This window comes from Streptomyces sp. NPDC023573, from assembly GCF_055559735.1.
On the sequence record NZ_JBVHKB010000006.1, the window covers coordinates 394,129 to 419,147 of the forward strand.

Annotated in this window: 22 protein-coding genes; 8 read left to right on the forward strand and 14 right to left on the reverse strand. The window is 71.5% G+C overall.

Going from position 1 to position 25,019, the window contains the following annotated elements; all coding sequences use genetic code 11:
• Positions 1 to 50 precede the first annotated feature (50 nt).
• The 8 genes from ACZ32T_RS21815 to ACZ32T_RS21850 all read right to left on the reverse strand — a co-directional run bounded on the left by ACZ32T_RS21815 (position 51) and on the right by ACZ32T_RS21850 (position 10,665).
• A complete protein-coding gene (locus tag ACZ32T_RS21815) occupies positions 51 to 1,787 on the reverse strand; it encodes an RICIN domain-containing protein (protein WP_467368446.1) in 1,737 nt (578 codons plus the stop codon).
• Between the two features lie 232 nt (positions 1,788 to 2,019).
• The gene (locus tag ACZ32T_RS21820) at positions 2,020 to 4,044 is read right to left on the reverse strand and encodes a GxGYxYP domain-containing protein (RefSeq protein WP_467368448.1); all 2,025 of its coding nucleotides are present in this window, start codon (positions 4,042 to 4,044) and stop codon (positions 2,020 to 2,022) included.
• 211 nt (positions 4,045 to 4,255) lie between these two features.
• Positions 4,256 to 5,470, reverse strand: coding sequence for a D-mannonate dehydratase ManD (manD, locus tag ACZ32T_RS21825; protein WP_467269514.1), 1,215 nt, complete (start codon positions 5,468 to 5,470; stop codon positions 4,256 to 4,258).
• Between the two features lie 37 nt (positions 5,471 to 5,507).
• Complete coding sequence (locus tag ACZ32T_RS21830; protein WP_467269516.1) at positions 5,508 to 6,362, reverse strand: carbohydrate ABC transporter permease; 855 nt, start codon at positions 6,360 to 6,362, stop codon at positions 5,508 to 5,510.
• Entirely contained in the window at positions 6,359 to 7,318 is a 960-nt protein-coding gene (locus ACZ32T_RS21835) for a carbohydrate ABC transporter permease (protein ID WP_467368450.1), read from the reverse strand. Before ACZ32T_RS21835 ends, ACZ32T_RS21830 begins: the two co-directional genes overlap by 4 nt.
• Entirely contained in the window at positions 7,318 to 8,637 is a 1,320-nt protein-coding gene (locus tag ACZ32T_RS21840) for an ABC transporter substrate-binding protein (protein WP_467269519.1), read from the reverse strand. Before ACZ32T_RS21840 ends, ACZ32T_RS21835 begins: the two co-directional genes overlap by 1 nt.
• A 204-nt stretch (positions 8,638 to 8,841) precedes the next feature.
• Positions 8,842 to 9,657, reverse strand: a complete 816-nt coding sequence (locus tag ACZ32T_RS21845) for a FadR/GntR family transcriptional regulator (RefSeq protein WP_467269521.1) — start codon at positions 9,655 to 9,657, stop codon at positions 8,842 to 8,844.
• 69 nt (positions 9,658 to 9,726) lie between these two features.
• Entirely contained in the window at positions 9,727 to 10,665 is a 939-nt protein-coding gene (locus ACZ32T_RS21850; protein ID WP_467269523.1) for a helix-turn-helix transcriptional regulator, read from the reverse strand.
• Between the two features lie 171 nt (positions 10,666 to 10,836).
• On the opposite strand from ACZ32T_RS21850, the gene ACZ32T_RS21855 reads away from it, so the two are divergent.
• From ACZ32T_RS21855 to ACZ32T_RS21885, 7 genes are all read left to right on the forward strand, one after another.
• Positions 10,837 to 11,877, forward strand: a complete 1,041-nt coding sequence (locus ACZ32T_RS21855; RefSeq protein WP_467269525.1) for an NAD(P)-dependent alcohol dehydrogenase — start codon at positions 10,837 to 10,839, stop codon at positions 11,875 to 11,877.
• A 334-nt stretch (positions 11,878 to 12,211) separates the two neighbouring features.
• Complete coding sequence (locus ACZ32T_RS21860; protein ID WP_467368452.1) at positions 12,212 to 13,504, forward strand: YeeE/YedE family protein; 1,293 nt, start codon at positions 12,212 to 12,214, stop codon at positions 13,502 to 13,504.
• Positions 13,505 to 13,589: 85 nt separating this feature from the next.
• Positions 13,590 to 14,312, forward strand: coding sequence for a response regulator transcription factor (locus ACZ32T_RS21865; RefSeq protein ID WP_467269529.1), 723 nt, complete (start codon positions 13,590 to 13,592; stop codon positions 14,310 to 14,312).
• Positions 14,296 to 16,329: a sensor histidine kinase gene (locus tag ACZ32T_RS21870; protein WP_467269531.1), complete on the forward strand. Its 2,034-nt coding sequence runs from the start codon at positions 14,296 to 14,298 to the stop codon at positions 16,327 to 16,329. The genes ACZ32T_RS21865 and ACZ32T_RS21870 overlap by 17 nt, the downstream gene beginning before the upstream one ends.
• A 101-nt stretch (positions 16,330 to 16,430) precedes the next feature.
• Positions 16,431 to 16,817, forward strand: a complete 387-nt coding sequence (locus tag ACZ32T_RS21875) for a hypothetical protein (protein ID WP_467269533.1) — start codon at positions 16,431 to 16,433, stop codon at positions 16,815 to 16,817.
• Positions 16,818 to 16,906: 89 nt separating this feature from the next.
• Entirely contained in the window at positions 16,907 to 17,506 is a 600-nt protein-coding gene (locus ACZ32T_RS21880; RefSeq protein WP_467269535.1) for a class F sortase, read from the forward strand.
• A gap of 480 nt (positions 17,507 to 17,986) precedes the next feature.
• Entirely contained in the window at positions 17,987 to 19,096 is a 1,110-nt protein-coding gene (locus ACZ32T_RS21885; RefSeq protein WP_467368558.1) for a M23 family metallopeptidase, read from the forward strand.
• A gap of 519 nt (positions 19,097 to 19,615) precedes the next feature.
• Here the strand turns inward: ACZ32T_RS21885 and ACZ32T_RS21890 are convergent.
• From ACZ32T_RS21890 to ACZ32T_RS21905, 4 genes are all read right to left on the reverse strand, one after another.
• Positions 19,616 to 20,008, reverse strand: a complete 393-nt coding sequence (locus ACZ32T_RS21890; RefSeq protein ID WP_467269537.1) for a hypothetical protein — start codon at positions 20,006 to 20,008, stop codon at positions 19,616 to 19,618.
• A gap of 369 nt (positions 20,009 to 20,377) precedes the next feature.
• A complete protein-coding gene (locus ACZ32T_RS21895; RefSeq protein WP_467269567.1) occupies positions 20,378 to 20,605 on the reverse strand; it encodes a hypothetical protein in 228 nt (75 codons plus the stop codon).
• 58 nt (positions 20,606 to 20,663) lie between these two features.
• Positions 20,664 to 20,828: a transposase gene (locus ACZ32T_RS21900; RefSeq protein WP_467368454.1), complete on the reverse strand. Its 165-nt coding sequence runs from the start codon at positions 20,826 to 20,828 to the stop codon at positions 20,664 to 20,666.
• 129 nt (positions 20,829 to 20,957) lie between these two features.
• Positions 20,958 to 21,809 carry a LysR family transcriptional regulator gene (locus tag ACZ32T_RS21905; RefSeq protein ID WP_467368457.1) on the reverse strand — a complete coding sequence of 284 codons (852 nt, stop codon included), beginning with the start codon at positions 21,807 to 21,809 and terminating at the stop codon, positions 20,958 to 20,960.
• 80 nt (positions 21,810 to 21,889) lie between these two features.
• Here ACZ32T_RS21905 and ACZ32T_RS21910 point away from each other — a divergent pair, with 80 nt between their 5' ends.
• Positions 21,890 to 22,258, forward strand: a complete 369-nt coding sequence (locus ACZ32T_RS21910) for a DoxX family protein (RefSeq protein ID WP_467269541.1) — start codon at positions 21,890 to 21,892, stop codon at positions 22,256 to 22,258.
• 52 nt (positions 22,259 to 22,310) lie between these two features.
• Here the strand turns inward: ACZ32T_RS21910 and ACZ32T_RS21915 are convergent, their stop codons facing one another.
• Together ACZ32T_RS21915 and ACZ32T_RS21920 are read right to left on the reverse strand one after the other, a co-directional pair.
• Positions 22,311 to 23,588, reverse strand: a complete 1,278-nt coding sequence (locus ACZ32T_RS21915) for an MFS transporter (RefSeq protein WP_467368459.1) — start codon at positions 23,586 to 23,588, stop codon at positions 22,311 to 22,313.
• A gap of 99 nt (positions 23,589 to 23,687) precedes the next feature.
• Positions 23,688 to 24,851 carry a PP2C family protein-serine/threonine phosphatase gene (locus ACZ32T_RS21920; RefSeq protein ID WP_467368461.1) on the reverse strand — a complete coding sequence of 388 codons (1,164 nt, stop codon included), beginning with the start codon at positions 24,849 to 24,851 and terminating at the stop codon, positions 23,688 to 23,690.
• Positions 24,852 to 25,019 lie beyond the last annotated feature (168 nt).

The window sequence follows — 25,019 nt, forward strand, 5'->3', positions numbered from 1 at the left end:
CGCCAGGTCTGCCTGGCGGGCCGTCGGCCATGTGCCGTCCCGGACCGGTCTCAGACCCGCCCCAGCTGCCAGATCTGCGGCGCCAGGCCGTTGCAGGTCCACTGCCGGACGTCGGCGCCCGGTGCCCGGGAGCCCCCGGCCACGTCGAGACACTGGCCGCTGGACCGGGAGACGAGCCGGTAGTACCCGCGGCCGACGCTCTCCGGACGCCAGTCCTGGGCCGCCTGGGCGTTGCAGTACCACTGCCGGACATTCGCGCCGGGCGTCGCGGAACCGTTCTCCACATCCAGGCAGTGCCCGCTGTTGCGGCCGGTCAGGGTGAAGTGGCCACCGTCATGTGCGCGGAGCGTCCAGTTCTGCGGCCCCAGTCCGTTGCAGGTCCACTGCTGGACGTTGCCGCCAGGCGCCCGGGAGTCCGCCGCCACGTCGAGGCAGTGGCCGCTGTTGACGTTCCTCAGACGGTAGAGCGCGCCGTCCGCCACACCGGCCTGGTCGCCGCCGCCGGTGAGGGAGCCGGTCGCGAAGTACGGCCGGCACACCGATCCGTCCCAGTCGGTGGCGAGCTGCAGCAGCCGGGTGCCGTCGGCCGAAGGAAGCAGCGGGGAGCTGTAGTTCTGGCAGTAGTTCACCTCGGGTGCGGCCACCCGCACGGGCGAGTCGATCTCGTACCAGGGGCCGCTGCCGTTCTCCGTGTTGACGAGTACCGTACGGCCGCTGTCCGCCGAAGGGGTGCCGTCCCGGTTGAGCAGCCGTTGGCCCACCAGCAGGATCCGGCCGTTCGGCCCGCCGTCGGGTGACGGAGCCCATGCGATGGTCGGCGCCGCCCTGAAGTACTTGCCGTCGACCGTCTCCGGACGGCTGCCCAGGGCCGTCGGGTCACCCCAGTTCCAGCCGTCGGCCGACGTCCGCAAGTGCACCACGCACTGGTACTGGCCGCCGGGGTTGCAGATCTCGAAGCTCATGAAATAGGTGCCGTTCGGCAGCTTGCGCACCACGGGCATGCCCGGCCGGTCGGGAGTCCAGCCGCTGGCCACGGTGTCGTGGTGCCCCTGCCAGGTGACGCCGTCGTAACTGCGTGACGCCACCAGCTTCTGACTGTGGGCGGGGTCCGTCTCGTCGGCGTAATGGCAGACGAGCGCGCCGTCGGCGGCGACGGAGAACTCCGGTTCCCACAGGCCGCCCGTGCCGTTCGCGGTGGCACAGGCGGAGAGGTAGGACCAGCTGCGTCCCACGTCGTCGCTGCGCCAGATGCGCAGCGCCATCCGCCGGTCCTGTTCGTCCTGGCCCGCGGACGAGGCCCAGAGCAGCGTGCCGGGCGCCAGGGCGCCCACCTGGCGCGGCAGTTCGAACAGGGTCGCGCAGCACAGCCCCTGACCTGCCGCGGACTCGGGGTCGGCGACCCGGCCGACCTCGCGGAAGGTGGTGCCCCCGTCGGTGCTCTCGTGGATGGCGCCGATGCCGTTGTCGCCGTCGAAGGTGACGACGCTCGCGAGCACACGCCCGTCAGCCGCTCCGCTGTGGGCCAGCCGGATCGCACGGGGGTACAGGCCCGTACCGTCGCGCAGGGGTGTGCCCGTGGCGGTGGGCGAGGCGGTGGCCGCGGGCGGGGCGCCGGATGAGGCGCTGTCGGCCGCGGCCGGCACCGCGAGGGCCAGCAGGCTCAGCACCGAGGTCACGCAGAGCAGGAGCCGCCGTGCCCCGGTGGGCCGGCGGGAAGCGGTCGCACCGGAGGGCCGGCTGCTCCCCGGCCCGGTGCGGGGGTGAGGTGGTGGTCGGCGCTTACGCATCAGGGATTCCTCTTCTCGGTGACGGGCCGCGGCGGACCGGGGAGGCGGCCGCGGCGAGGTGTCGGGCGAGTCGGGCGACGCGGGGCGGCTGGGCATGCCCCTGACATTCCTGCACGGCGATGCCGGAGTGCCGGTGGGAAATGTACATCGATGTAAATGCGGGCCGGAAGAGTGCGGACGGGCCGAGTCCGCGGCACACGCCCGCTGAGGCCGGAAGAGGCCGGGCCCTCCTCTACCGCGGGCGGTGCGCTCCCGCCCGGTTCACCAGATCGAAGAACGTGTCCCCGCGGACGACTTCGAAGGGCTCGCCGAGCAGGTCGCGAAGTTCGGCGATGTCACTCGGTGTCCAGCTCCAGGCGTTGACGGCGCCGGCGACGAACAGGGGCGCGGTGCGGTCCCAGCCCTCGATGTGCCGAAGCAGCGCGTCCCGGTACTCCCCGGCCTTCCCCTGCGGAAAGAAGTTGCCTAGCACGGGGATCCCGGCGGGGCGGCTCTGCAGGTCTCCCGTCTCCCAGGACTGGATGATGCCGCGCACCGGGGTGTTCTCCCGGTAGGAACGGACGACGCGTTCGTCGAACGGGATCCAGCCGTCGCCTGACGCGTTCCGCGGGTTGTACGCGTAGACCAGGTCCATGCCGGTCCGGCGCAGGAAGCGGCCGGTGAGCTCGGTGTACGCGTCCAGGGCGCTCTCGGGCCACGAGTCGGGGTAGGTGTATCCGGCGCCGGAGGGGCCCGCGATCAGCAGATCGTTGCCGGTGGCGGTGCCCTGGTAATACGCCAGCAGTGCGGGCCCGATGTCCGCGAGCAGCGGGCTGACGGTCCAGTTGACGGGCACACGGCCCCTCATCGGATCCTCCCAGATGGTGCGCATCCGGCGCTGGCAGTACTGGATGTTGTCGCCCTCGCCGACGGTGAGGGTGAGGTAGACGCGGTTGCGGAGGGTGGCCGTCGGCCTCGGCGGGACCCTGCCGGAGACCTTGGCGGGGACGCCGGCGTGCACGGTGGCGTTCATGTAGTAGTCGGCGGGCACCACTTCGATGCCGTGCCGGGACGCACGGTCGACGCCGCCCCACTCTCCCGCGACGTCGTCGGAGAACCAGCCGGCGTAGGGGGTGGTGGGCGCGACCCGGCTGAAGATCTCGTCGAGGAGCGCGCCCGTCTCGCCGGAAGGGGGCAGCCAGAGGACCATCGCCCGGCTCGCGACGGCGTAGTCCCGGAAGTAGGGGAACGGCTCGACCCTGGTGGGCGCGGTCGTGGTGGCGGAGACGAGGTACTGGTTCCACAGCTCGACCTCGACCAGGAGCCGCTGTGTGCCGGCAGGCGGCGTGAAGTGGTAGATGAAGTACCCGTCACCGTCGCAGAACCGGTTGGCGTCCCCGCCGACGGAGGAGTGGGAGCCGTCGAAGAGGTGCGGCACCTCGGCGGCCGTGCCCGGGGTGAACGGGGCGACCAGCTCGTTGCCGTCGGCCGTCACTCCGACCGACCCCACCGAAGCGCCCCAGCCGTCGTCGCCGTACGCGTCCTGGAAGCGCAGGTAGACGCCGTCCCCGCCTGCGGTCTCCGCGCTCAGATCGAAGGTGCGGACCTGCCGGTTCGACGAGTCGCGCACGCGCTCGGTCTCCCGTGCGATCTCACGCCACCGCACACCGTCCGGCCGTACCGTCCGGGTGGGGGGCAGCCCGGCCAGCAGGGTGTGGGTGCAGCGCGGGAACAGATGGTCCAGCTGCCAGCGGTAGGTGGCGAGCACGTCGTCCGTGTCGAAGCGGCCCCGCAGATCCACGACGGTCTTCAGGCGGTACTCACGGGCCTGTTCGGCCGTGGCGACGACGGCGTTCTCCAGGCCGGCCAGTGTGGTCGCCACGTTCACCGAGTCAGGGACCTGGGGGTCATACAGGACGGCGCCGCGTGTCTCGCCGCGGTAGCGGGCGACGAGGTCCGACGCCCGGTCGTGACGGGTGACCGAGGCGCCGGTGCCGGGCAGCCAGCGGAGGTCGACACCGCTCGCGTCGAAGTTGAAGTAGAGGCGTGGACGGCTTCGGTTGACCACACCCTGAAGGGTCGTCAGCAGCAGCTGATCGTCTCCGCCGAGGGAACTGACGTCGGCGACGTCGAGCCGGGCGGGGCGGCCGAAGGACGGCAGCAGAGGGGCCGTGGTGCGGGCCTCGGCCGCGTCGGCCGGGCCGGTCCGGGAGATCCCGAGCCCCCCGGCCGTGATGACTGCTCCGCCTGCCTGCAGAAGGGTTCTTCGGGACACCATCGGCGATCACTGCTCCCTGGGAGAGGCGGCGTGACATCGTTGTCAAATACTCGGCGAAGGTAGCCGCAGAGACGGGGCGTTGTCCATGGTGCACGCAGGAACCGGTCGGCGGCGCACCGCGCGCCGGCCGCCGTCGCGGAGGCCGGACCGCCACAGGCGCCGCCGGCACGGCCCGAGGAGCAGGGAAGGCCGTGCCGGCGGGAGCATCAGGTCACCAGTCGTGGACCGTCCCGTCGTGCAGCCGGTTGACCGGGAGGTACGCCGCCTCGTACGGGTGCGCGGCCGCCAGTTCCTCGTTCATTTCCACGCCGATGCCCGGCGCCTCGCCGGGGTGCAGATGGCCGTTCACGAAGGTGTACGCGTGGGGGAACACCTCCTCGGTGAGCGCCGTGTGGCCCGAGTACTCCTGGATACCGAAGTTGTGTACGGCGAGGTCGAGGTGGACGGCGGCGGCCATGCCCACCGGGGAGATGTCCTCCGGGCCGTGGATCGCGCTCTTGATCTGGTACTGCGCGGCGAAGTCGAAGAGCTTGCGCAGCGGGGTGACGCCGCCGAAATGGGTGACGGCGGAACGTACGTAGTCGATCAGCTGCTCGGTGATCAGGGACTGGTAGTCGTACACCGTGTTGAAGACCTCGCCGATGGCCAGTGGCGTCGTGGTGTGGCGGCGGACCACGCGCAGCGCCTCCTGGTTCTCGGCCGGTGTGCAGTCCTCCAGCCAGAAGAGGCGGTACGGTTCCAGGTCCTTGCCGAGGCGGGCGGCCTGGACCGGGGTGAGCCGGTGGTGTGCGTCGTGCAGGAGGGGCAGGTCCGGGCCGAACTCGCCGCGCACGGCCTCCAGCACGTCCGGCATGTGACGCAGGTAGGCGTCGGTGTCCCAGTCCTCCACCAGTGGCCGGGCCTGCTGGTGGAGCACGGGGGAGCCGCTGTCGTCGGTGCTCGACACGCCGTAGACCGCCTTCAGCCCCGGGATGCCGGACTGCACGCGTACGGCCGGGTAGCCCTCGGCGAGGCGAGCCCTGACCGAGTCGAGGAGTTCGGGGATGTCACGGCCGTTGGCATGGCCGTAGGTCGCCACCCGCTCCCGGCTCGCCCCGCCCAGGAGCTGGTAGAGCGGGAGGCCGGCGGCCTTCGCCTTGATGTCCCAGAGGGCGACGTCGACGGCCGCGATCGCGGCCATCGTCACCGGTCCGCGCCGCCAGTACGCCCCCCTGTACAGGGACTGCCAGGTGTCCTCGATGCGGTGCGGGTCCAGCCCCATGAGGAGGGGCACCACGTGGTCCTCGAGATAGCTGACCACGGCCAGTTCCCGGCCGTTGAGGGTGGCGTCGCCGAGGCCGGTGAGTCCCTCGTCGGTCGTCAGTCCGAGCGTGACGAAGTTACGGCCGGGGCTGGTGACGAGGACCTTCGCGTCGACAATTTTCATGGGGGTACTTTCTTCCGGATGCGGTGGTGAGGGCCGTTCAGCCCTTGGTGGCGCCGGAGGTCAGGCCGGCCACCAGGTACTTCTGTCCGAGGACGGCGGCCAGGACGACGGGGACGGTGATGAGCGTCGCGGCGGCCATCAGACCGCCCCAGTCGGTGCTCGCGTACGAGATGAAGTTGAAGAGGGTCACGGGCACGGTCTGCGTACGGTCGTCCGCGAAGATCAGCGCGAACATGAAGTTGTTCCAGCTGAAGACGAAGGCGAGCAGGGAGGCGGTCGCCGTCCCGGGGGCCGCGAGAGGCAGGGCGATGCGGCGGAAGGCGCCGAAGGCGCTCAGCCCGTCGGTGCGCGCTGCTTCCTCCAGTTCGACCGGCAGGCCGGCGAAGAAGCTGATCATGATCCACATGATGAGCGGGACGGATACGAACATCTGGCTGAGGATCAGCACGGTGTAGGAGCCGACGAGGCCCATCTGCGCGAAGAGGTAATACCAGGGGACGAGCAGCGAGATCGCCGGGACGATGCGCGCTACCAGGATCAGCGAACCGGTGCGGTGCATGGAGAACCGTCCGACCGCCCAGGCGGCGGGCACCGCGATGACGGCGGAGAGCACGGTGGAGACCACGCCGACCAGCAGGGAGTTGCCCATCGACCGCAGGATCTGCCCGGCCTCGACGATGCTGCGGAAGTTCTCCAGGGTGGGGCTGAACCACAGACCGACGGACGGGTCGGTCACCTGGACGTTGGTCTTGAAGGCGGCGGCGAACATCCACACCAGGGGAAGCGCGAAGACCAGCGTCACGAGGGCGATGGCGATGGAGCGCAGCCATGAGCGGACCGCGCGCCGGCGCAGGTGCGCCGGGACCGGCGTGGGGGTGACGGCGGTACTCATGCGGTCTTCCTTCCGCTCCGGCGGCGCAGCAGCACCACGACGCCGATGATGAAGAGCGTGAACAGGACCAGGACGGCGGCGGCCAGGCCGTACTCCTGGTAGTCGAAGGTCAGCCCGTAGGCGTAGACGTTGAGGGTCTCCACCTCGAAGTCCGAGCCACCGCCCGCACCCTTGGTGGCGTAGAGGATGTCGAAGGTCTTGAGCGCGTCCACCGCGCGCAGCACCAGGGCCGTGGCGAGCGTCGGGCCGAGCATGGGCAGCACGACGTGCCGGAACCGCTGCCAGGCGTTCGCCCCGTCGACGCGGGCGGCCTCCTCCGGCTCCTCGGGCAGTGTGGTCAGCCCGGCGAGGAGCAACAGGGTCATCATGGGTGTCCACTGCCACACGTCGATGAGCATCAGGGTCGGCAGCGACTGGCTGACGGAGCCGAGGAACTCCTGCCGGGGCAGCCCGACTCCGGCGAGCAGATGGTTGGCTATGCCGTTGGTGGGGTCGAGGATCAGCAGCCAGAGGATGCCGATCGCCACCGGGGTGGTGAGCAACGGGATGATCAGCACGGTCCGCACCCACCGCATGCCCTGGAACGGCTTGCGCATGAGCATCGCCAGGGCGAGGCCGAGCACCGTCTCCAGGATCACCGCCCCGACGGTGAAGACCAGTGTGCGCCGGGCCGCGGGCCAGAAGCGGCGGGTGTCACCGAGGGCGTCGGTGAAGTTCTGCAGGCCGACGTGTGCCTTGCCCGCGTTCACCGCGCCGAAGGCGTCGGTCAGGCTGAGGTTGACCGTGTAGACCAGCGGAAAGACGATCATCAGGCCGACGAACAGCAGTGCCGGGGCGAGCATCGCCCACTTCAGCCGCCGGTTGGCCTGTTCGAAGGTGCGAGGGCGGCGCGCGGGGGCCGGACGTGTGCCCGGCGTGCCGGCGGGGCGGGCCGGGGAGACCTCTGTGGTGGACATCAGGACTCCTTGTGGCGGTTGTCGCGGACGAGGAAATCGGCGAACTCCGCATCGGCGTCCCGGGCCACGGGCCGTACGTCGTTGCCGAGGATGCCCGCGACCAGGGGCCTCCCGACGATGTCCCTGGCCCGGCCGACCTGAAGGACCCGGGGCCTGTCGTAACCGAGGCCCCGCTCCGCGTTGAGCCGCATGGCCTCGGCGAGATCCGGAGGGAAGGAGGCCAGGGACGCGGGGTCGGACCACACCGACGTACGGGCGCCCGGGATGCCGTCCTTCTGGAGGGCCCCGGTCACCTCGGGTCCGGCGGCCCACCTGATGAACTCCCAGGCGTCGTCGCGCAGCAGGCTGAACCTGCTGATGCCCAGGCTCCAGGACGGGATGTTGTGCGGCCGGGCGCCGGCCGGTCCGGCCGGGAAGGGTGCGAAGCCGACGGTTTCACGGACGGTCGACACCTTCGGGTCGAGGAAGCTGCTGTAGATCGCGTCGGCGTCGATGTAGAAGGCGGCCTTGCCCTGCGCGAAGATCGGCATGGCCTGTTCGAGGCTCATGTTGGTGGCGCCGGGCGGGCCCGTCCTGGCCAGGAGTCTGCCGTAGTACTCGTACGCGGCGAGGGCCTCGGGCGTACCGATGCCGGACCTGCCCCGCACGACGAAGTCCCCGCCGTGCGAATACAGGAAGCTGGACCACTGGGACACGGCGCCGCTGCGCTGGCCCCGGCCGACGTACCCGTAGAAGCCCTTCTTCTTCTCGGTGAGTTCCCGGGCCGCCGACATCAGCGCCTCCAGGGTGCGCGGCGGCCCCCCGAGGTCCTCCACGAGGTCCTTGCGGTAGTAGAGCGCGGGGCGCTCGGTCACCACGGGGACGCTCAGCACCTTGCCCGCCGTCACCGATGCCTCGCGCGGGGCCTTCTGGAAGTCGGACCAGCCGAACTCCTCGTCCTGGGCGACACGGTCGCTCAGGTCGGTCAGCCAGCCGTTGTGCGCGAAGAGCAACTGCTCCTGGAGGGCGCGGACCATCATGACGTCCACGTCGGTGCCCGAGGCGTTGAGCTTCACGTTGTAGCTGCTCGCCAACTGGTCCGCGGTGAGCAGGGTCATGGAGACCCGCCGCCCGATGCGCTCCTCGAACTCCTTCGTGCGGCGGCGGATCGCCTGGGACCACACGTGGTTGATCGCCATGATCCGCAGGGGGGTGTCGGCGGAGGGCCGCCCGCCCCTGCTCGTACACGCGCCGAGCGCCCCCGCCGCGGCGGCTCCAGCGACTCCTGCCGCCAGCCTGCCGAAGGAGCGCCGGCTGAGGAGCTGGCTGCTCGTGGACATCGTTGTCCTCGTCTCTCTGCGCTGTCGTGCGTCCTGCTCGCCTGAGGCGTGTCGCCGCCACGGGAGCTCCTGATCTGTCCGGTCCAACTGGTAGGACCAGTTGGACCAGAGGGACGTTAGCAGGGGAGAGGTGCCCCGAACAGCCCCTTGACGGGCCGGATCACAGAAGGGCGGGTTCAGCGACGGCGGGTGGCCCGGAGGGCGCTACCCGTCCGTCCTGCCGGCGCCGTACCGGTTACCGGTCCCGTCCAGCAGGGTCTCGATGTGGTTGCGCGCCATGACGTCGACCTGGATGTCGAGATCCTTGCCGTAGGTGCGCAGGCCGAGCATCAGGTGCTCCCGCATCCGCTCACCGGCCAGTTCCACGTCGCGCGCCTCGATCGCCTCGAAGATCTCGGGGTGGTGCGGAACACCGGGCTCGCCGATCGAGGGGTCGGAGTTGGAGCGGAGCATCATCTCGAACATCATTCCGCTGATCGACGAGAGCATGATCCTGAGCACCGGGTTCTTGCTCGCCTCGGCGACGGCGTCGTGAAATGCCATGTCGGCCCGGGCCTTGACCACGACGTCGCTCGCCGACTCCAGGGCGTCCCGGGCGGACCTGAGCGCCGCGATGTCCTCGTCCGTCGCGTGCTCGGCCGCCAGGCGTACCGTCTCGACCTCGAGCGGCAGCCGGGCTTCGATCAACTGCCGGACGGTGGGCCGGCCCGCGCGGTACAGCGCGTCGTACCCCCTGGCCTGCCCCGAGGTCTGCTCACGCACGAAGGACCCACGGCCCGGAGCCACCTCGATCAGGTGCTGGGCCTCCAGCCGCCGCAGCACCTCGCGTACGACGTTCCTGCTGGCTCCGAACTGGGTCGCGAGCTCGCGCTCCGAGGGGAGCTTGGTCCCGACCGTGATGTCACCGGACCGGATGTCGTGCTCGAGTTCCCGTGCGATCCGCTCCGTCAGGAGCCCACGCCGCTCGGGGGCCGCGGCCTGGCCGGAACGCGCGGGGGAGGAAGAGGCGGACGGCTGCATCCCCGCAGCGTACAGGCTGGTCATGGGCGGGTGGAGCGGGAATTCCCGCGGCCGGAGGAGCGGCTCGCTCTACGGCCCCTCGGGAACCGACCTGCCCGCCCGTGTGGCGTCCGCGCCCCAGCTCGCGAGCAGACGCAGCGCGTCGGCGGACGCCGAGCCCGGCTCCGGGTGATAGGCGACCACGGACTGCTCCGCGTCGTCGGGCAGGGCGAACGTCTCGAAGGAGAGCGTCAGCTCACCCACCAGAGGATGCTGCAGCCGCTTGACGCCGTGGGTCTTCTCCTTGACGTCGTGCCTGGCCCACAGTCGGCGGAACTCCTCGCTCTTCACGGACAGTTCACCGATCAGTGCGGAGAGACGCGGGTCGTCGGGGCGGCAGCCCGCGTCCATCCGCAGATAACTGACGATGTCAGCGGCCTTCTGGTCCCACTCCACGAAGAGGTCCCGGTACTCCGGCTTCAGGAACGTCAGCCGCGCCCAGTTCCGCTCCTGCGGCGGAAGCTGCGACCAGTCGCCGAAGACCGCCGCCGCCATCCGGTTCCACGCCAGGATCTCGGAGCGCCTGCCGATGACGTACGCGGGGACGCCCTCCATCGTGTCGAGCAGCTGACAGAGCGTGCCGCGCACCCGCTGCTGCCGCGCAGACGGCTTCTTCCTGTGCTGTTTGGGCTTCGCCAGGTGCGTGAGGTGAGCCTGCTCGGCGCCGGTCAGCCGCAGAGCGGACGCGATCGCACCCAGTACCTCCCCGGACACGTTCTGTCCGTTGCCCTGTTCGAGGCGGGTGTAGTACGCCACGGACACCCCGGCCAGCTGAGCGAGCTCCTCGCGCCGCAGCCCCGGGACCCGGCGGTGCCGGCCGAAGTCGGGCAGCCCCACATCCTCGGGCTTGAGCCGCGCCCGCCGGCTGCGCAGGAACTCGCTGAGTTCGGCGCGCCGGTCGAGGGCGTGCCCCGCACCGCCACCGGGGACATCCGCGGACTGCCGCTCGGGCACAGGCTGCTCCTCCATGGGTCCAGTATCCATGGTCGTACGCACACCATCCTGACCCCGCCAGTAGTACGACCACTGGACGTAGGCATAGCTGTGGCCTGGGTGAACGCGGGGACACGAGGCAGGCTGGACGACGTGCCCGGACCGAAAGCCGCCGGGCGCAGGACCACTCCTTAGGAGAATTCCCGCATGACCACTGTCGCTGCGTACGCCGCCCCCTCCGCGAAGGCTCCGCTGGAACGCACCACCATCGAGCGACGCGCGGTCGGCGAGTTCGACGTGCTGATCGACATCAAGTTCGCCGGCATCTGCCACTCGGACATCCACCAGGCCCGCGACGGCTGGGGCGAGGGCATCTTCCCGATGGTGCCCGGCCACGAGATCGCCGGCATCGTCACCGAGACGGGCTCCGGCGTCACCAGGTTCGCCGTCGGCGACCGCGTCGGCGTCGGCTGCATGGTGGACTCCTGCCGTGAGTGCGAGAACTGCGTGGCAGGGCTGGAGCAGTACTGCGTCAAGGGCAACATCGGCACGTACAACGCCCTGGACAAGAACGGCGACCCCACGTACGGGGGCTACTCCACACACATCGTCGTGGACGAGAACTACACGGTCCGCATCCCCGAGGGCCTGGCCCTCGACGAGGCGGCGCCGCTGCTCTGCGCCGGCATCACCACCTACTCCCCCCTGAAGCACTGGAACGCCGGCCCCGGCAAGAAGGTCGCCGTCCTCGGCATGGGCGGCCTCGGGCACGTGGGCGTCAAGATCGCGCACGCGCTCGGTGCCGAGGTGACCGTCCTCTCGCAGTCCCTGCGCAAGCGGGAGGACGGGCTGAAGCTGGGCGCCGACCACTACTACGCCACCAGCGACCCGAAGACCTTCGAGGACCTGCGCGGCACCTTCGACATCATCCTGTCCACGGTGTCGGCTCCGCTGGACTTCGGCGCCTACCTCGCCCTCCTCAAGACGGACGGCGCGCTGGTGAACGTCGGCGCCCCGGAGGAGCCCGTCTCCGTCAACCTCTTCTCCCTGATCGGCGGCCGCAAGTCCCTGTCCGGCTCCGGGATCGGCGGCATCCAGGAGACCCAGGAGATGCTGGACTTCTGCGCCGAGCACGGATTCGGCGCGGAGATCGAGCTGATCGGCGCGGCCGAGATCAACGAGGCGTACGAGCGCGTGCTGAACAGCGATGTCCGCTACCGCTTCGTGATCGACACCGCGACCATCTGAGGTCCGCCGGTCCCGGTCCGTGGCCCCGGCCGGGACCGGGACCGCCGGCGGCCCGCCCGGGACCGCCGGACAGGCAGGCTTCCGACGTGCCCGCGCCGGGCCCGAAGGCGCGGAGGCCTTCCGCATGCCGAGACGGTCCGGCGTGCGGAAGGCCATCGTCCGTATATTCGTACGCATGTCTGCATCGGCCCTGTCACTGTGCCTCGCGCTGTTCGCGCACTCGGCGTGGTGCGTCGACGACGGCCTCTGTCGCGGCTGAACCCGCGTCGGCGGCGCTCACCGCGCTGTCGGCAGCCCATGCCGCTGTCCGCCGAGCACCATCCCGGAGACCTTCGTGACCACCGCGCCACCAGCCGGGCCGGCCGCGCCGCCGCGCGCACTGCCCGCCCTGTTCGTCCCCTCTCCCACGTCCGTGCCGCGACCGGAGGCGCCGCCGCTGCCCCCGGTGCGCAGGACGCCACTCGTCGTGGCCGGACTGCTCGCCGTCACCCTGACCGCGTACGTCTGGTCGGCGCACGGCGCCAAGCCGGGTGTGCTGCTCCTTCTGGGGCTCGGACTGGGCGTCGCGCTCTTCCATTCCCGGTTCGGCTTCACCTCCGCCTGGCGGCAGCTCATCGCCGTGGGCAACGGCACCGGGCTGCGCGCGCACGCGCTGCTGCTCGGCACCACGGCCACCCTGTTCGCGCTCGTCATCGGCACGAGCACCGGGCTGTTCGGCTCGCAGCCGGCACCGTCGGGCGGAGCGATCGGCGTCGGTCTGGTCGTCGGCTCGCTGCTCTTCGCCGTCGGGATGCAGCTCGGCGGTGCCTGCGCCTCCGGCACGCTCTTCGCCGTCGGCTCGGGGCAGACCTCGGTGCTGCTGACCCTCGGCGGCTTCATCGCGGGGGCCACGCTCGCCGCCTGGCAGTTCGACCTGTGGAAGGACCTCCCCGCCTGGGAGCCGGTCGTGCTCTCCGACCACATCGGCTGGCCCGGCTCGTGGGCGGTGACGATCGCCGCGCTGCTGCTGGTGGTCGCGGTCACCCGACGGGTCCAGGCCCGGCGCAACCCGCCGCCGCTCGGCGCCGTGCCCTCGGCGCGCACTTCGGTGGTACGGGCCTTCCGTGGCTCCTGGCCGCTGGCCGCCGGCGCCCTGGTGCTGGCCGTCCTCGGCGCGGGAGTGCTGCTGGTGTCCGGCGGTGCCTGGGGTGTCACGAGTGCGTTCAGCCTGTGGGGCTCGGAACTGGTGGGCGCCCTCGGCGGCCACCCGGAGAACTGGACCTGGTGGCGGCAGCCCGGCAACGCGGAGATGCTGTCGGGCCCCGTGCTGGCCGACAGAACCAGCCTCACCGACATCGGCATCATGATCGGTGCGGCGGTGGCCGCCGCGCTCGGCGGTACCTGGGCCCTGCACCGTGGCATCCCGTGGCGTACGGCCGTCGCGTCGGTGCTCGGCGGTGTGCTGATGGGCGTGGGCGCACGGCTCGCCGGAGGCTGCAACATCGGCGCCTACCTCGCAGGTATCGCCTCGGGCAGCCTCAGCGGCTGGCTGTGGGGCGCGGTCGCGCTGGCCGGCACCTGGATCGGGCTCACGTTGCGTCCCGTGTTCGGCCTGGGCAATCCGAAGCCGGGAGACGGCGTCTGCTGATCGCGGCCCCCTCCCGCAGGCCGCCGGGCCACCCCACGCATCCGGCGGGAGCCGTCGGCCAGGGCCCTCCTCTACGATCACCCCTGTGTGCGCAAACGTCATAGTCGCGGAAGACGACGCGAAACAGGCCGAGTTGGTCCGCCGCTACCTCGAACGCGAAGGCCACGCGGTCACGGTGGTGTGCGACGGCCTCGCCGCCCTCGAACAGGCGCGGCAGGGGACACCGGACCTGCTGGTGCTCGACGTGATGATGCCCCGGGCGGACGGGCTCGACGTGGTCCGCATACTGCGCTCCGAGGGGCGGGAGCTGGCGGTCCTCATGCTGACCGCCCGGGCCACGGAGGACGATCTGCTGCTCGGTCTCGACCTGGGCGCGGACGACTACATGACCAAGCCCTACAGCCCGCGGGAGCTCATGGCCCGTGTGCGCACCCTCCTGCGGCGCACCCGGCGGGACGGCGCACGCGAGGACGGTCACGTGCTGCGGGTGGGATCGCTCGCCGTCGACCCCGTACGTCACGAAGTGGCGGTCGACGGCGTGGGAGTCGAGTGCACACCGGGGGAGTTCAGACTCCTCTCGGCGATGGCCGCGGAGCCCGAACGCGTCTTCACGCGCGAGCAGCTGCTCGCCGAACTCCACGGGTTCGACCGCTACATCAGCAGCCGGACCGTCGACGTGCACATCATGAACCTCCGCAAGAAGATCGAGCGCGCGCCCCGGCGGCCGACCCGGCTCCTCACCGTCTTCGGAGTCGGCTACAAGCTCATGGACCCGCAGAAGGGCGCCCCGCGTGCCGAGGCGCGCTGAACGCGGCGGACCGCGCCTGCGGCTCCCGCTGCGCAAGAGCCTCCTCGGCCGGCTGCTGGCGGTGTCGGCCCTCGTCGCGGCCTGCTCGGTCGCCGCCACCGCGTGGCTGGCCGTGCAGACCACATCGGGTGCGATCGAGCAGGAGCAGGGCCGTAACCTCGCGGCGGACACCCGGGTCCTGGACGCCCTGCTCGCCTATGCGGCCGAACACCCCTCATGGGACGGGGTGGGGGCCACGGTGAAGGAGCTGGCCGACGCCTCCGACCGGCGGATCACGCTGACGACACAGAGCCGGCAGATCCTCGCGGACTCCGCCGCGGCGTCCTCCTCGCCGCCTCCGGCCCTGCCTCCCCAGGCGTCGGCGGTCGTGGACCCGCTGTCCGTGGCCGCCACCTCCGAGACCGACGCGGGCTCCGGCTCCGTGACGGTCGCGGCACCCGGCACGGACGGGGCGCAGCGCTCCGGCAGCGACAGGGTCGACCCGCGGGCCGTCGGGCCCTTCAGGCTGCCCGAGGCGGAGCGTACGTCGTTGAGGCGGACCGCCGACGAGGCGGTGCGCTGCCTCAGCCGGTCCGGGATCGCCTCGGACGTCGTCGAGGGGCCGAGCGGGCGGCCCCGTATCCAGGTCGTGGGCAACGATCCGGACCGCATGCGCGGCAGCCGGTGCTCGACGGACGCCCTGGACAGCCCCACCGCAACCGAGACGAAGGCGCTCACCGCCCTCAACGAGCTCGTCAACGCGTGCCTGGACCGGCAGGGGCGCGAGGCCGTCCAGCTCGATCTCGACCTCTCGTGGAGAACCGACGAGGAGCCGGCCGCCGCGACGGCCGTGCCCGTGCCGACGCCCGCGCCCGGCATCAGCGTTCCGCAGGAGGCCCGGCCGGCGCCGACCGAGGTGGTCACCCCCGTGCCCCTCGACAGCGAGAACGACCGCGACATCGCCTCATGCGTCGGCATCGCCCGCCAGGAGCAGCTCAGTTCGTACGTCGCCTCACCCGCCCTGCTGTTCATCGGCGACCCGGGCGGCGGCGCCGTGCCCGGCTTCGAGCTCTCCCCCGCGAACACGGCGAAGATCACCGGGGTCGCGGCGCTCGTCCTGGCACTCACCGTCGGAGCCTCGATCCTCGCCGGAGTACGGCTCGTGCGGCCGCTCCACGCCCTCACCGGAGCGGCCCAGCGCATGCGGGACGGCGAGGAACCGTCGCATGTGGTGGTCGCCGCGGACAACGAGATCGGCCGGCTGGCCGCCGCCTTCAACGACATGTCGGCCCACCGCGCCCGCCTGGAGGAACAGCGCAAGGTGATGGTCAGCGATGTCGCGCACGAGCTGCGCACCCCGTTGAGCAACATCCGCGGGTGGCTCGAGGGCGCCGAGGACGGCATCGCCGATGTCGACGCGATGTTCGTCTCCTCGCTGCTGGAGGAGGCGGTGCAGTTGCAGCACATCATCGACGACCTCCAGGACCTGTCGGCGGCCGATGCCGGTGTCCTGCGCCTGCACCCCGAACCCGTACGGATCGAGGAGCTGCTCGCCCACGCGGTGGCGGCCCACCAGGCCCAGGCCGATGCCGCCGGGGTCGGCCTCACCGTGACCGCGCCGGAGGGACACGGTCCGGCCCCCGAACTCACCGCCGACCCGGTCCGGCTGCGGCAGGCGATCGGCAACCTGGTGTCCAACGCCGTACGCCACACCCCGGCGGGAGGGCGGGTCACCCTGCGCGCCTACGCGACCGGGCCCGGGTCCGGGGAAGCGCCCGAGGAGGTGGTGCTGGAGGTCGCCGACACCGGGCGAGGCATAGCGCCCGAGGACCTGCCGTACGTCTTCGACCGGTTCTGGCGCGCGGAGAAGTCACGCAGCCGGCGCACGGGTGGAAGTGGCCTCGGGCTGGCGATCGTCCGCAAGCTCGTCGAGGCGCACGGCGGGACGGCCGGCGTGGTCAGCACAGTGGGCCAAGGGTCGGTGTTCACCCTGCGGATGCCGCCGGCCGGCCCTGATCCGATGAACACGACGGTCTGACAGCTTCCTCACAACTTCGCTCCAGTCTGTGGGCATGCCCGGCGCCCGACGCGCATCCGTGCGCGGGCACCATCAACGCCGAGCTGGAATCGGAGTTCTTCATGTTCCTTCGTCCGACCCTGCGCACCGCCGTCCTGGCCACTGCCGCCCTGGGCGCGGTCCTGCTGCCGTCCACCGCGGCCGTCGCCGACGCCACACCCACGCAGGTGCCCGCCGAACGCGGCGCGACCTCCACCCCGGAGGCCGCCGAGCGCAGCGCGACCCCCACCCCCGCCCCCGAGGGCGCCGAACCCACCGAGGCGCCGACCGCGGTCCCCGCCGAGTCCGTGCCGGCCGGCACCGTTCCGCGCGGCGGCGTCGACGCCGGGGAGCGCCCGGCCCAGGGCGGTGACACGGCGCTCTACGGTTCTGCGGCCGGAGCGGTGCTGCTCGCGGGGGCCGGTGTCCTCGTACTGCGCCGCCGGTCCGCCGCGCAGCGCAACGGCTGATCCCGCCCGGTGGCGCCGCTCCCCGCCGTGGGGGCGGCGCCACCCGTCGTTCTCCTCCTTCCTCAGCTCGTCCCGCACCCGGAGTGCTCATGCCCCTCACCCTCAACTCGTCACGGCGGACGGCCGCGTCCGTCACGGCAGCCGCTCTGCTGCTCGCCCCCCTCACCGGCTGCGGGGCGTCCGCCACGCCCGAGCAGTCCGTCAGGACGGCCTCCGACGCGCCCCCGTCCGAGGAGGCGCCCAAGGCACCGGCGCCCACGCGGCTGACCGTCGAGTCGCTCGGGATAGACAGCACGCTGCTGCGGCTGGGACTCAACGAGGACGGCACGGTCGAGGTCCCGCCCGCGGACAAGGGCATGACGGCCGGCTGGTACGCGGGCGGAGCCGTTCCCGGCGAGCCCGGCGCGGCCGTGCTCATCGGCCACAACGACACACGGTTCGGCAAGGCCGTCTTCCACGACCTCCACGCCATCGACAAGGGGGCCGACATCGCGGTGTCCGGCGGGGGAGGGGAGAAGACCCACTTCACGGTCACCGGCACGGAGACCGTAAGCAAGAACGCCTTCCCCACCGAGAAGGTCTACGGAGCGACCGACGAGCCCGTGCTCCGGCTGATCACCTGCGACGGAGCCTTCGACGCCGACGGCCACCCCGTGGACAACCTCATCGTGTACGCGAAACTGCGCTGACGGAGGGCCGGCCGGCCGCAAGGCGTCCCACCCATGCGTACACACCGGGGTGCGCGCGGCCGGTCAGTCCTCGGTGCGCCTTCACGGTGCGGGGATCGTCGCGCTCGTGGCACGGCATCCGCCACCGGGTCCTGACAACCGAGGAGCAGGGGGAGCCGGGCACAGGGGGGAAGGAGGAGCAAACCGGGCATCGGCAGTGCCCCATCGGGCAGTTCATCCTGTCCTCGCGGCCGGTGACGCGGCGTCACCCGCTTGTTAGCGTCTGGGCGTGAGCCGATACACCCCGCCGATATCACGCCCCGACCTGGTGTCCTCGTGGAGCCGGCCCGGCACGTGACCAAGGACAGGGAAGGCGCGGCGTTCCCCCATCCGGTGGGAGCCACCGCGCACGACGACGGCCTCCGGCCGCACCCCGCAGCACCGCACCACGATCCGGCGCAGAGCCGCCCGGGACGGACCGACGCCACCGGGTACGAACCCATGGCGGACGAGCCGGCGGAGCCTCGGCCGAAGCCGGCCAGTACCTCTCCGGCCGACAACCCCACGCCACCACGCCGCCGTAGGCGCGGCCCCCGCCCCTTCGTCCTGATCGTGCTGCCCAGCCTGGTGATAGTCCCGGGCGCCGCCCTCTTCCTGGCCCTGACCGGCGGCCTCGACCTGGCCCCGCCGCAGGACCCGGGTCCGAGCCAGTCAGCTGTCAGCAATGTGGACGGCTCCTACGTCCCCTGGCTGCGCAGGGCGACGGCGGACTGCGCGGGCATCACCCCCGCACTCCTCGCCGCGCACATCGACCAGCTCTCCGGATGGCAGGACAACACCGCGAGTCTCTCCGAACAGGGCATCGCCCGCTTCACGGACGCCGACTGGAAGACCTGGGGCAGGGACGACGACGGCAACGGCAGCTCCTCGCCGCGCGACGCCGGGGACGCGATCATGGCGCTGGGGCGGCAGGACTGCTCCCTGGCGAAGAAGGTGACCGCACTCCGTACCAAGGGAACTGTCAACGGTGACGTAGCCGACCTCACGCTCGCCGCGTACGCGGCCGGGACGGACCAGGTCCAGGAGGCCGGCAAGGTCCCCGACCCGGCCCGCGCCTTCGTCGCCGACGTCAAGAAGCGGCTTCCGCAGTACGACTCACTGGTCCGGCGTAACCCCGAGCAGGAGAACGGCCCGGCCTCCGGCGCGCTCATGGCGCCGCCCGTCACCACGCTCACCGTCACCTCGTCGTACGGCTCGCGCACCCACCCGCTGACCGGGGTCACCAAGCTCCACACGGGCGTCGACTTCGGCGCGCCGCAGGGGGCTCAGGTGTCCGCGGTGCGGGACGGACGTGTCGAGTCCGCGGGCATGACCCCGGCCTACGGCAACCGCGTGGTGATCGACCACGGCACCATCGACGGAAAGCGGCTGGAGACCACCTACAGCCATCTGGCCGCCCTCCACGTGACGGCCGGCCAGAGCGTGACCACCGGGGACCCCGTCGGGCTGGTCGGCTCGACAGGTCTGTCCACCGGCCCGCATCTCCACTTCGAGGTCATCTTCGACGGCCAGTACATGGACCCGGTCGCCTGGCTCGACAACGGCGGCTGAGCCGGCCGTCCCCGTGGCGAAGCCGACCTTCGAGCCGACTGGGACCCGAGGGCGGCGGGGTGCCGCATCGCGAACCACCCGCGTGGACGGCGGCGGAGTCGGAGTCCGGCGAGTCGACCGACGAAGCTCAGGGTGCCGACCGGCCGCCCGGGTCCTTCTGGGGCCCCCCGGGGCGGGAATCGGCGCTCAGCGGCACGTACAGACGATCACCGGGACGGGCCGTCCGGGACGGTCGTTCCGTCACCGGCGACACCGACGACGTGGTCCGGGCCGAGCTCGCCGCTGACGCCGCGGTCACCCCGCCCGCGAGGCGGAGCTGCGCGAAGCGGTGCGGATCGCTGCCCGCGCCGACGAGCTCCAGGTGCTGCCGCCCTGGGCCGCTTTCGACGCTGCGGCTGTTCCGTGGCGTGAGGCCCCTGAGGACCTGGACGAAGTCGTCCTCGCCGAGGCCGCCGCTGAAGGCTCTCAGCTACCCGTAACGGGCCCTTCGGGGGCGCGGTCATCCAGAAGGCTGCGCGGTCAGCGACGCCGGCCGCCGCCGACGCGGCGATCGTCGGCCAGTGCGGTCAGCGGGCCGAACTCGCGGGCAAGCTGGCCCCACGTCAGGACCTCGCCGCAGCGGGCCGGGAACTCCTTCGGGTTGAACTCGGGCATGGTCCAGGTGCCAGTGCCCCGGTCCCGCAGCCACAGGTCCCCGTCACCGTCGACGACAGTCGGCGGGACCGGTACGGGATCGGCCTGATCGGTGGGCTCCCAGGTGACCCGGCCCGGGTGGGAAACGCGGCGCAGCTCGGTGGTGGCCAGCCGCGCGGCCAAGTCACGAGTGGACTCTTCGGCGTCCTCGACCGACGCGAGTCGGTATGCGTCGTCAAGTACGGGCAGGGCTGGATTCTTGCTGCGCTTCGAACTCATACGCTGACTACCTCCGGTGGGGGGCGTCGCATCCGTTACGACACCCCGTAGAGGAACACGGTATCCGAGGCGGGAGCCGGACCGGCTACGACCACTGTCCCGGTGGATGCGCTGCCACACCTCACTCGGAGGCCAGCCCTCGATCAGCCGTGTGAACAACCCTGCGGGCCCATACACCTAGGAAACACCTGACCCTGTCAATGATGCTTACGCTCTGCGACGATGAGAGTCAGCCCGGCCAAGGCGGAGAGTCGTATACAGGGCTCACTGATCGCCACGGAAGTGCTCCCGGAGTTCGTCACGGCAGTCGTTCCCGCCGAGCTCGTTGCTGCATGCGCGACCGTGGTCACATTCTTCTCATCGTGGTGCTCACGCAGTTGTCTTCTCTGGTCGGCGCCAGCAGAGGAGGCTGCAGGCGAGGGAGACGAAGGCGTCGTGGAGTTCGTTGCGGCGTTCCCGTCCGACGGCGAGGCGTTCGCAGTGGTGGAGCAGGGCGAAGTTCTGCTCCACGCCGTAGCGGAGCTTGCCGATGCCCTTGATGTTGGGTGATCCCTTGCGGGAGATGACGGGCATGATCCCGGCGACGCAGCTCGTCACGGTGGGCGTTGGAGTCGTATCCCGTGTCGCCGAGTAGTGCTTCGGGTCGACGGCGGGGTCAGCCGCGGCGGCCCGCGACAGGCGGGATCCCGTAGACCGGAGCGAGGGTCCGGGTGACGTCGTTGACGTTGGCCGCGGTGGTGACGACTTTGAGCGGGGTGCCGCGTCCGTCGCAGATCAGGTGGTGTTTGCTGCCCGTTTCCGCCGGTCGACCCGCGACCACGGCCCGGAGCGTGAACGGGCAGCAACCACGCAATCCGGGATGAGACAACGGGACGAAACACCCTCAGCGGTGACGCCGGCGATCGGCGTGCTGTTGCCCGTCGCGTGACCTTGCCGGGCGGGGGAGCCGTCAGCGGCCGTACGCGGCTGTCGCGATCTCGACGAACGAACGGATCAACGGGTTGGGGTCACTCTCGTTCCACACCGCCACCACCCGGCTCGGCGCCATGTCGGTCAGCGGCACCGCGGCCAGCCCCGCGGGCATGTCGTGGCCGAGCGGGGCCAGGCCGACTGTGCCGTTCCACAGCACGGCCTGCAGGCACTCCTGGACCACGCGCACCACCGGGCCCTCGCGCGGCTCGCCGCCGTTCCAGTACGACCGCCATACCGGGTCGGCACCCTGCGGGAACTGGAACCAGCGGCGGTCGCTCAGGTCGGCCAGCCGCAGGCTGTCGCGGCCGGCCAGCGGATCGTCGGCGCGCAGGACCGCGCCCACCGGATCGGAACGCAGCTCACGCACCGTCAGGGCGGTCTCGTCGAACGGCGCCCGCGTCAGGGCGACATCGACGAGTCCGGCGCGCAGTCCGCAGGTCGGGTCGGTCAGGTCCGCGTCGCGGATGCGGATGTCGATGCCGGGGTGGCTGCGACGGTAAGCGGCGGCCAGCCTGGTCGCCGCCAAGTCGGTGCTGTCGCCCAGGATGCCGACGGTGACGGTCGCGCCGGCGGCCGCCGCCGTCACCCGCAGGCGGACGCGGTCGGCATGGTCGAGGAGAGCCCGCGCCTCGTCGAGCAGCACGGCACCCACCGGGGTGAGCGTGACGCCGACGGGCGAGCGGGTGAACAGCGGGGCACCGACCCCGGTCTCCAGCCGCCTGACCGCCCGGCTCAGCGGCGGCTGGCTCATGTGCAGTCGCGTGGCGGCCCGACCGAAGTGAAGTTCCTCGGCGACTGCCACGAAATACCTCAGAGTACGGAGCTCCACGCTGCAACGATACCCGCGAGGTATCGGTCCGGCGGAACAGGTCCTGGACGGTCGCAGGACGCGGCAGGTGCACTGGGATCATGAACATCGCCTACTGGATCATCGCCGGGCCACTCGCCCTCTTCTACCTCTACGCAGGCGCGCTGAAGGTGGTCCGCAGCCCCGATCAGCTCCGCCCGATGATGGCCTGGGTCGACCGCGTACCCCTGCCCGCCGTCAGGGCACTGGGGGTGGTCGAAATACTCGGCGCGGCCGGGCTGGTCCTGCCTCCGCAGACCGGCATCGCCCCCTGGCCGGCGCCGGCGGCGGCCATCGGGTTCGTGGTCCTGCAACTCGGCGCGATCGTCGTCCACAGGACCGGCGAGGACCGCCGGATCACACTCAACCTCGCGCTCCTCGCGGCCGCCGCCGCAGCCGTGGTCCTGTGGCCGGCCGCCGCCCGGCTGTGACCGGGCACGGCCGCCGATCGCGGGACGCGTTCGGCGCGACCCGGAGTGCGCGTCACGCGTGCGCCTCGTCCGGTTCTCCGCAGGTGTCCGCAGCGGCGGCTCCCTGCCGGGTACGGGTCCGCGTGCCCCAGCGTTCGATCGAGGGGCCGGCCGCACCCACGGCGGCGAAGAACGCGCCGAGGGCCAGCCAGCCCGTCGTGCCCAGTGCGAGCACGACGGTCGTGAGGACGGCGGGGGCGAGCGCCTGGCCTGTGCTGAAGCCGAGCCCGAGAAGCCCTTGGTACTGGCCTTGGGCGTGGTCCGGTGCCAGGCCGAAGCCAAGGGCGAAGCCGGCCGAGGACTCCCATATCTCCCCGAGGCTGTGCACGAAGATCGCCGCGACCGCGAGGCCGGCGGCCGCCCACACGGGAGCGTGTGCCGTCAGGGCCATCATCGGACAGCTGAGGAGGAAGAGCAGTCCTGCCGTGCGGAACGCCTTGCCGCCGTCGCGAGGGGTCTCGATGCGGGACCCGATCCTGGTCTGCAACAGGACGCAGACCCCGGCATTGATCGCGGCCACCGCGGCCACGGTCCACCGCGGTGCGTCCGTGTGCTCCGAGATCCAGATCGGCAGGAGCAGGGAGACCACCGGGTACTGCAGCCCCATCGCACCGTGGAGGGCGGTGAAGGCCACGAACGGACGGTCGGTGAGAGCGATCCAGCGCCGGCCCTCCCGCGACGGCGGCGCCAGCGCCCTGTAGCGGGGGAGCAGGAAGAGGAGGAGGGCACAGAACGCGAAGCTGGCCGCGTTGCCGAGGATCAGCACGACGTAGGCAGTGCGCGTGCCGGCGGCGACCGCGAATCCGGCACCCACCGTGCCGAGGACGACGCCCAGATTCACGTACGTACGGAGCTTCGCCCTGAACAGCGCCGGGCGGTCGGTGCCGACCCTGACCACCAGGGCCCCCCAGGCCGCGCCGGCCACGGCTGCGGCAAGCTGGTCGACGGCAGCGATGACGGTCAGGGCGGCCCAGCTCTCGACGAGGACGAGAGTGGACATCGCCACGGCCTGGGCCACCAGGGCGAGCATCATGACGGTGCGCGGGCCACGTCGATCGGCCAGATGGCCGCCCGGTATGCCCGCGAGCAGGCCGATCAGGCCGGCGACGGTGAGGGCGGCCCCCACCTGCACCGCGGGGAGGTCCACGACCAAGGTGAAGTAGAGCGCCGACGCCGTGTTGAAGAGCCCGTTACCGACCCGGTTCACGAAGCTGGCCAGGATCAGTACGCGCTCCGACCTGCTGCTCCCCGCTATGTGAGCCAGGCGGCCGGGCGGTCTTCCCTTGGTCATGGGCGCAGGCTAGCAGCGGCCCCACACACCGTCAGGGGGCGAGGTCCCACCACCGATGCCCCGTGGCCGGACCCCGCGGGCCCGTCGGACGATGCGGTCTCAGTGTCGGCGCCGTTGTTCCTGACCGTGCTCCGCACGGGTGACGGCGACCAATGCCAGGTCGTCCCGCAGGACACCGTCCGTGTGGGTGAGGACTGCCTGGGCGAGCCGGTCCACCACGGTCGGCGGGCCCAGGCTCCACGCCTCCCGCAGGACCTTGTCCGGTGTGTAGAAGCGCCCCTCGGCGTCGCGCGCCTCCAGGAGCCCGTCCGTGCACAGCAGGAGCAGACTCGCCGGGCCGAAGGGGCGCGACTCGTCGGCCCAGGGGCCCGTGTCGAATTCGCCGAGTCCCAGAGGCAGCCCGGCATGCTCCGGCTCCCAGACCTGCAGGCCGGTCCCGCTCACCAGGAAGGCCGGGCAGTGTCCCCGGCTGATGAGCCGCACTTCCGTGCCGTCGTCCGGGATCTGCGCGATGGCGGCCGTGATGAAGTGCTCCCCGCTGAGGTCGTTCCCACCGCCGACCGCGGCGGTCTCCCGGGTGTGACGGGACACCGCCTCGTCCAGATGGCGGGCCAGCTCGGGGAGCGTCGGGGTGTGGTGCGCCGCCTCGTGGAAACTGCCCACCAGGGCGGCGACATCGGGAACGGCGTTCAGCCCCTTGCCGCGTACGTCGCCGATGAGCAGGCGCACGCCGTACGGGGTGTGCTCCGCCGCGTACAGGTCGCCTCCGACGGAGGCCGCGGCTGACGCGGCCTCGTAGCGCACCGCGATCCAGGTGTTGCCCCACCACGCCCGGACGGGTGGCAGAACGGCACGCTGGGCGCTCTCCGCCACACGCTCGGCCCCCAGGAGCCGGTGCAGGAGCGAGAGCCGCAGTCGGCACAGTGGCACGGACGCCCAGGCGAGGACCACCATGGCGACGTAGTCGACCACCGCGTGCTCGCCGTCGGACGGCAGGTGCCGCGCGAGGAGCAGCACCAGTCCGGCCACGCTGTTCAGGGCGGCGACCCAGGCCACCGCCCGCAGGGAGTACACGCAGGCCGCGATCATGGAGCTCAGGATCAGGAAGACGTCCCCGCTGAACTTCCCCGGCGTGGGCAGGTCGATCGCCAGTGCGAGCGCCACCAGCGCCAACGGTACGAAGCGTGCCCACCGAGGGAGCAGATCGCTCTCGTTCCGCGGTGCGTACGACGTCAGCCCTGTCGCGGTGCGGTGCGGGCTCACGGCATTGCCTCCGGGGGTGAAACAGGCAGGCCTCCGTCAGGGGGACTCTGCGTCCTGTCTCGACCTTGGAGCCGGAAGCCGTCCCCCGCACGCGGAAGCGGAACGCCGAGTCGCCCGCCTGCCGTAACTCTTGACGAGTACACGCATGCGGGCCAAGAATGATCGCGC

What these genes read in the sequence shown, in the direction of transcription:
- ACZ32T_RS21815 (WP_467368446.1), bottom strand. Translation starts at nt 1,787, where the DNA reads ATGCGTAAGCGCCGACCACCACCTCACCCCCGCACCGGGCCGGGGAGC.
- ACZ32T_RS21820 (WP_467368448.1), bottom strand. Translation starts at nt 4,044, where the DNA reads ATGGTGTCCCGAAGAACCCTTCTGCAGGCAGGCGGAGCAGTCATCACG.
- manD (WP_467269514.1), bottom strand. Translation starts at nt 5,470, where the DNA reads ATGAAAATTGTCGACGCGAAGGTCCTCGTCACCAGCCCCGGCCGTAAC.
- ACZ32T_RS21830 (WP_467269516.1), bottom strand. Translation starts at nt 6,362, where the DNA reads ATGAGTACCGCCGTCACCCCCACGCCGGTCCCGGCGCACCTGCGCCGG.
- ACZ32T_RS21835 (WP_467368450.1), bottom strand. Translation starts at nt 7,318, where the DNA reads ATGTCCACCACAGAGGTCTCCCCGGCCCGCCCCGCCGGCACGCCGGGC.
- ACZ32T_RS21840 (WP_467269519.1), bottom strand. Translation starts at nt 8,637, where the DNA reads ATGTCCACGAGCAGCCAGCTCCTCAGCCGGCGCTCCTTCGGCAGGCTG.
- ACZ32T_RS21845 (WP_467269521.1), bottom strand. Translation starts at nt 9,657, where the DNA reads ATGCAGCCGTCCGCCTCTTCCTCCCCCGCGCGTTCCGGCCAGGCCGCG.
- ACZ32T_RS21850 (WP_467269523.1), bottom strand. Translation starts at nt 10,665, where the DNA reads ATGGAGGAGCAGCCTGTGCCCGAGCGGCAGTCCGCGGATGTCCCCGGT.
- ACZ32T_RS21855 (WP_467269525.1), top strand. Translation starts at nt 10,837, where the DNA reads ATGACCACTGTCGCTGCGTACGCCGCCCCCTCCGCGAAGGCTCCGCTG.
- ACZ32T_RS21875 (WP_467269533.1), top strand. Translation starts at nt 16,431, where the DNA reads ATGTTCCTTCGTCCGACCCTGCGCACCGCCGTCCTGGCCACTGCCGCC.
- ACZ32T_RS21880 (WP_467269535.1), top strand. Translation starts at nt 16,907, where the DNA reads ATGCCCCTCACCCTCAACTCGTCACGGCGGACGGCCGCGTCCGTCACG.
- ACZ32T_RS21885 (WP_467368558.1), top strand. Translation starts at nt 17,987, where the DNA reads ATGGCGGACGAGCCGGCGGAGCCTCGGCCGAAGCCGGCCAGTACCTCT.
- ACZ32T_RS21890 (WP_467269537.1), bottom strand. Translation starts at nt 20,008, where the DNA reads ATGAGTTCGAAGCGCAGCAAGAATCCAGCCCTGCCCGTACTTGACGAC.
- ACZ32T_RS21910 (WP_467269541.1), top strand. Translation starts at nt 21,890, where the DNA reads ATGAACATCGCCTACTGGATCATCGCCGGGCCACTCGCCCTCTTCTAC.
- ACZ32T_RS21915 (WP_467368459.1), bottom strand. Translation starts at nt 23,588, where the DNA reads ATGACCAAGGGAAGACCGCCCGGCCGCCTGGCTCACATAGCGGGGAGC.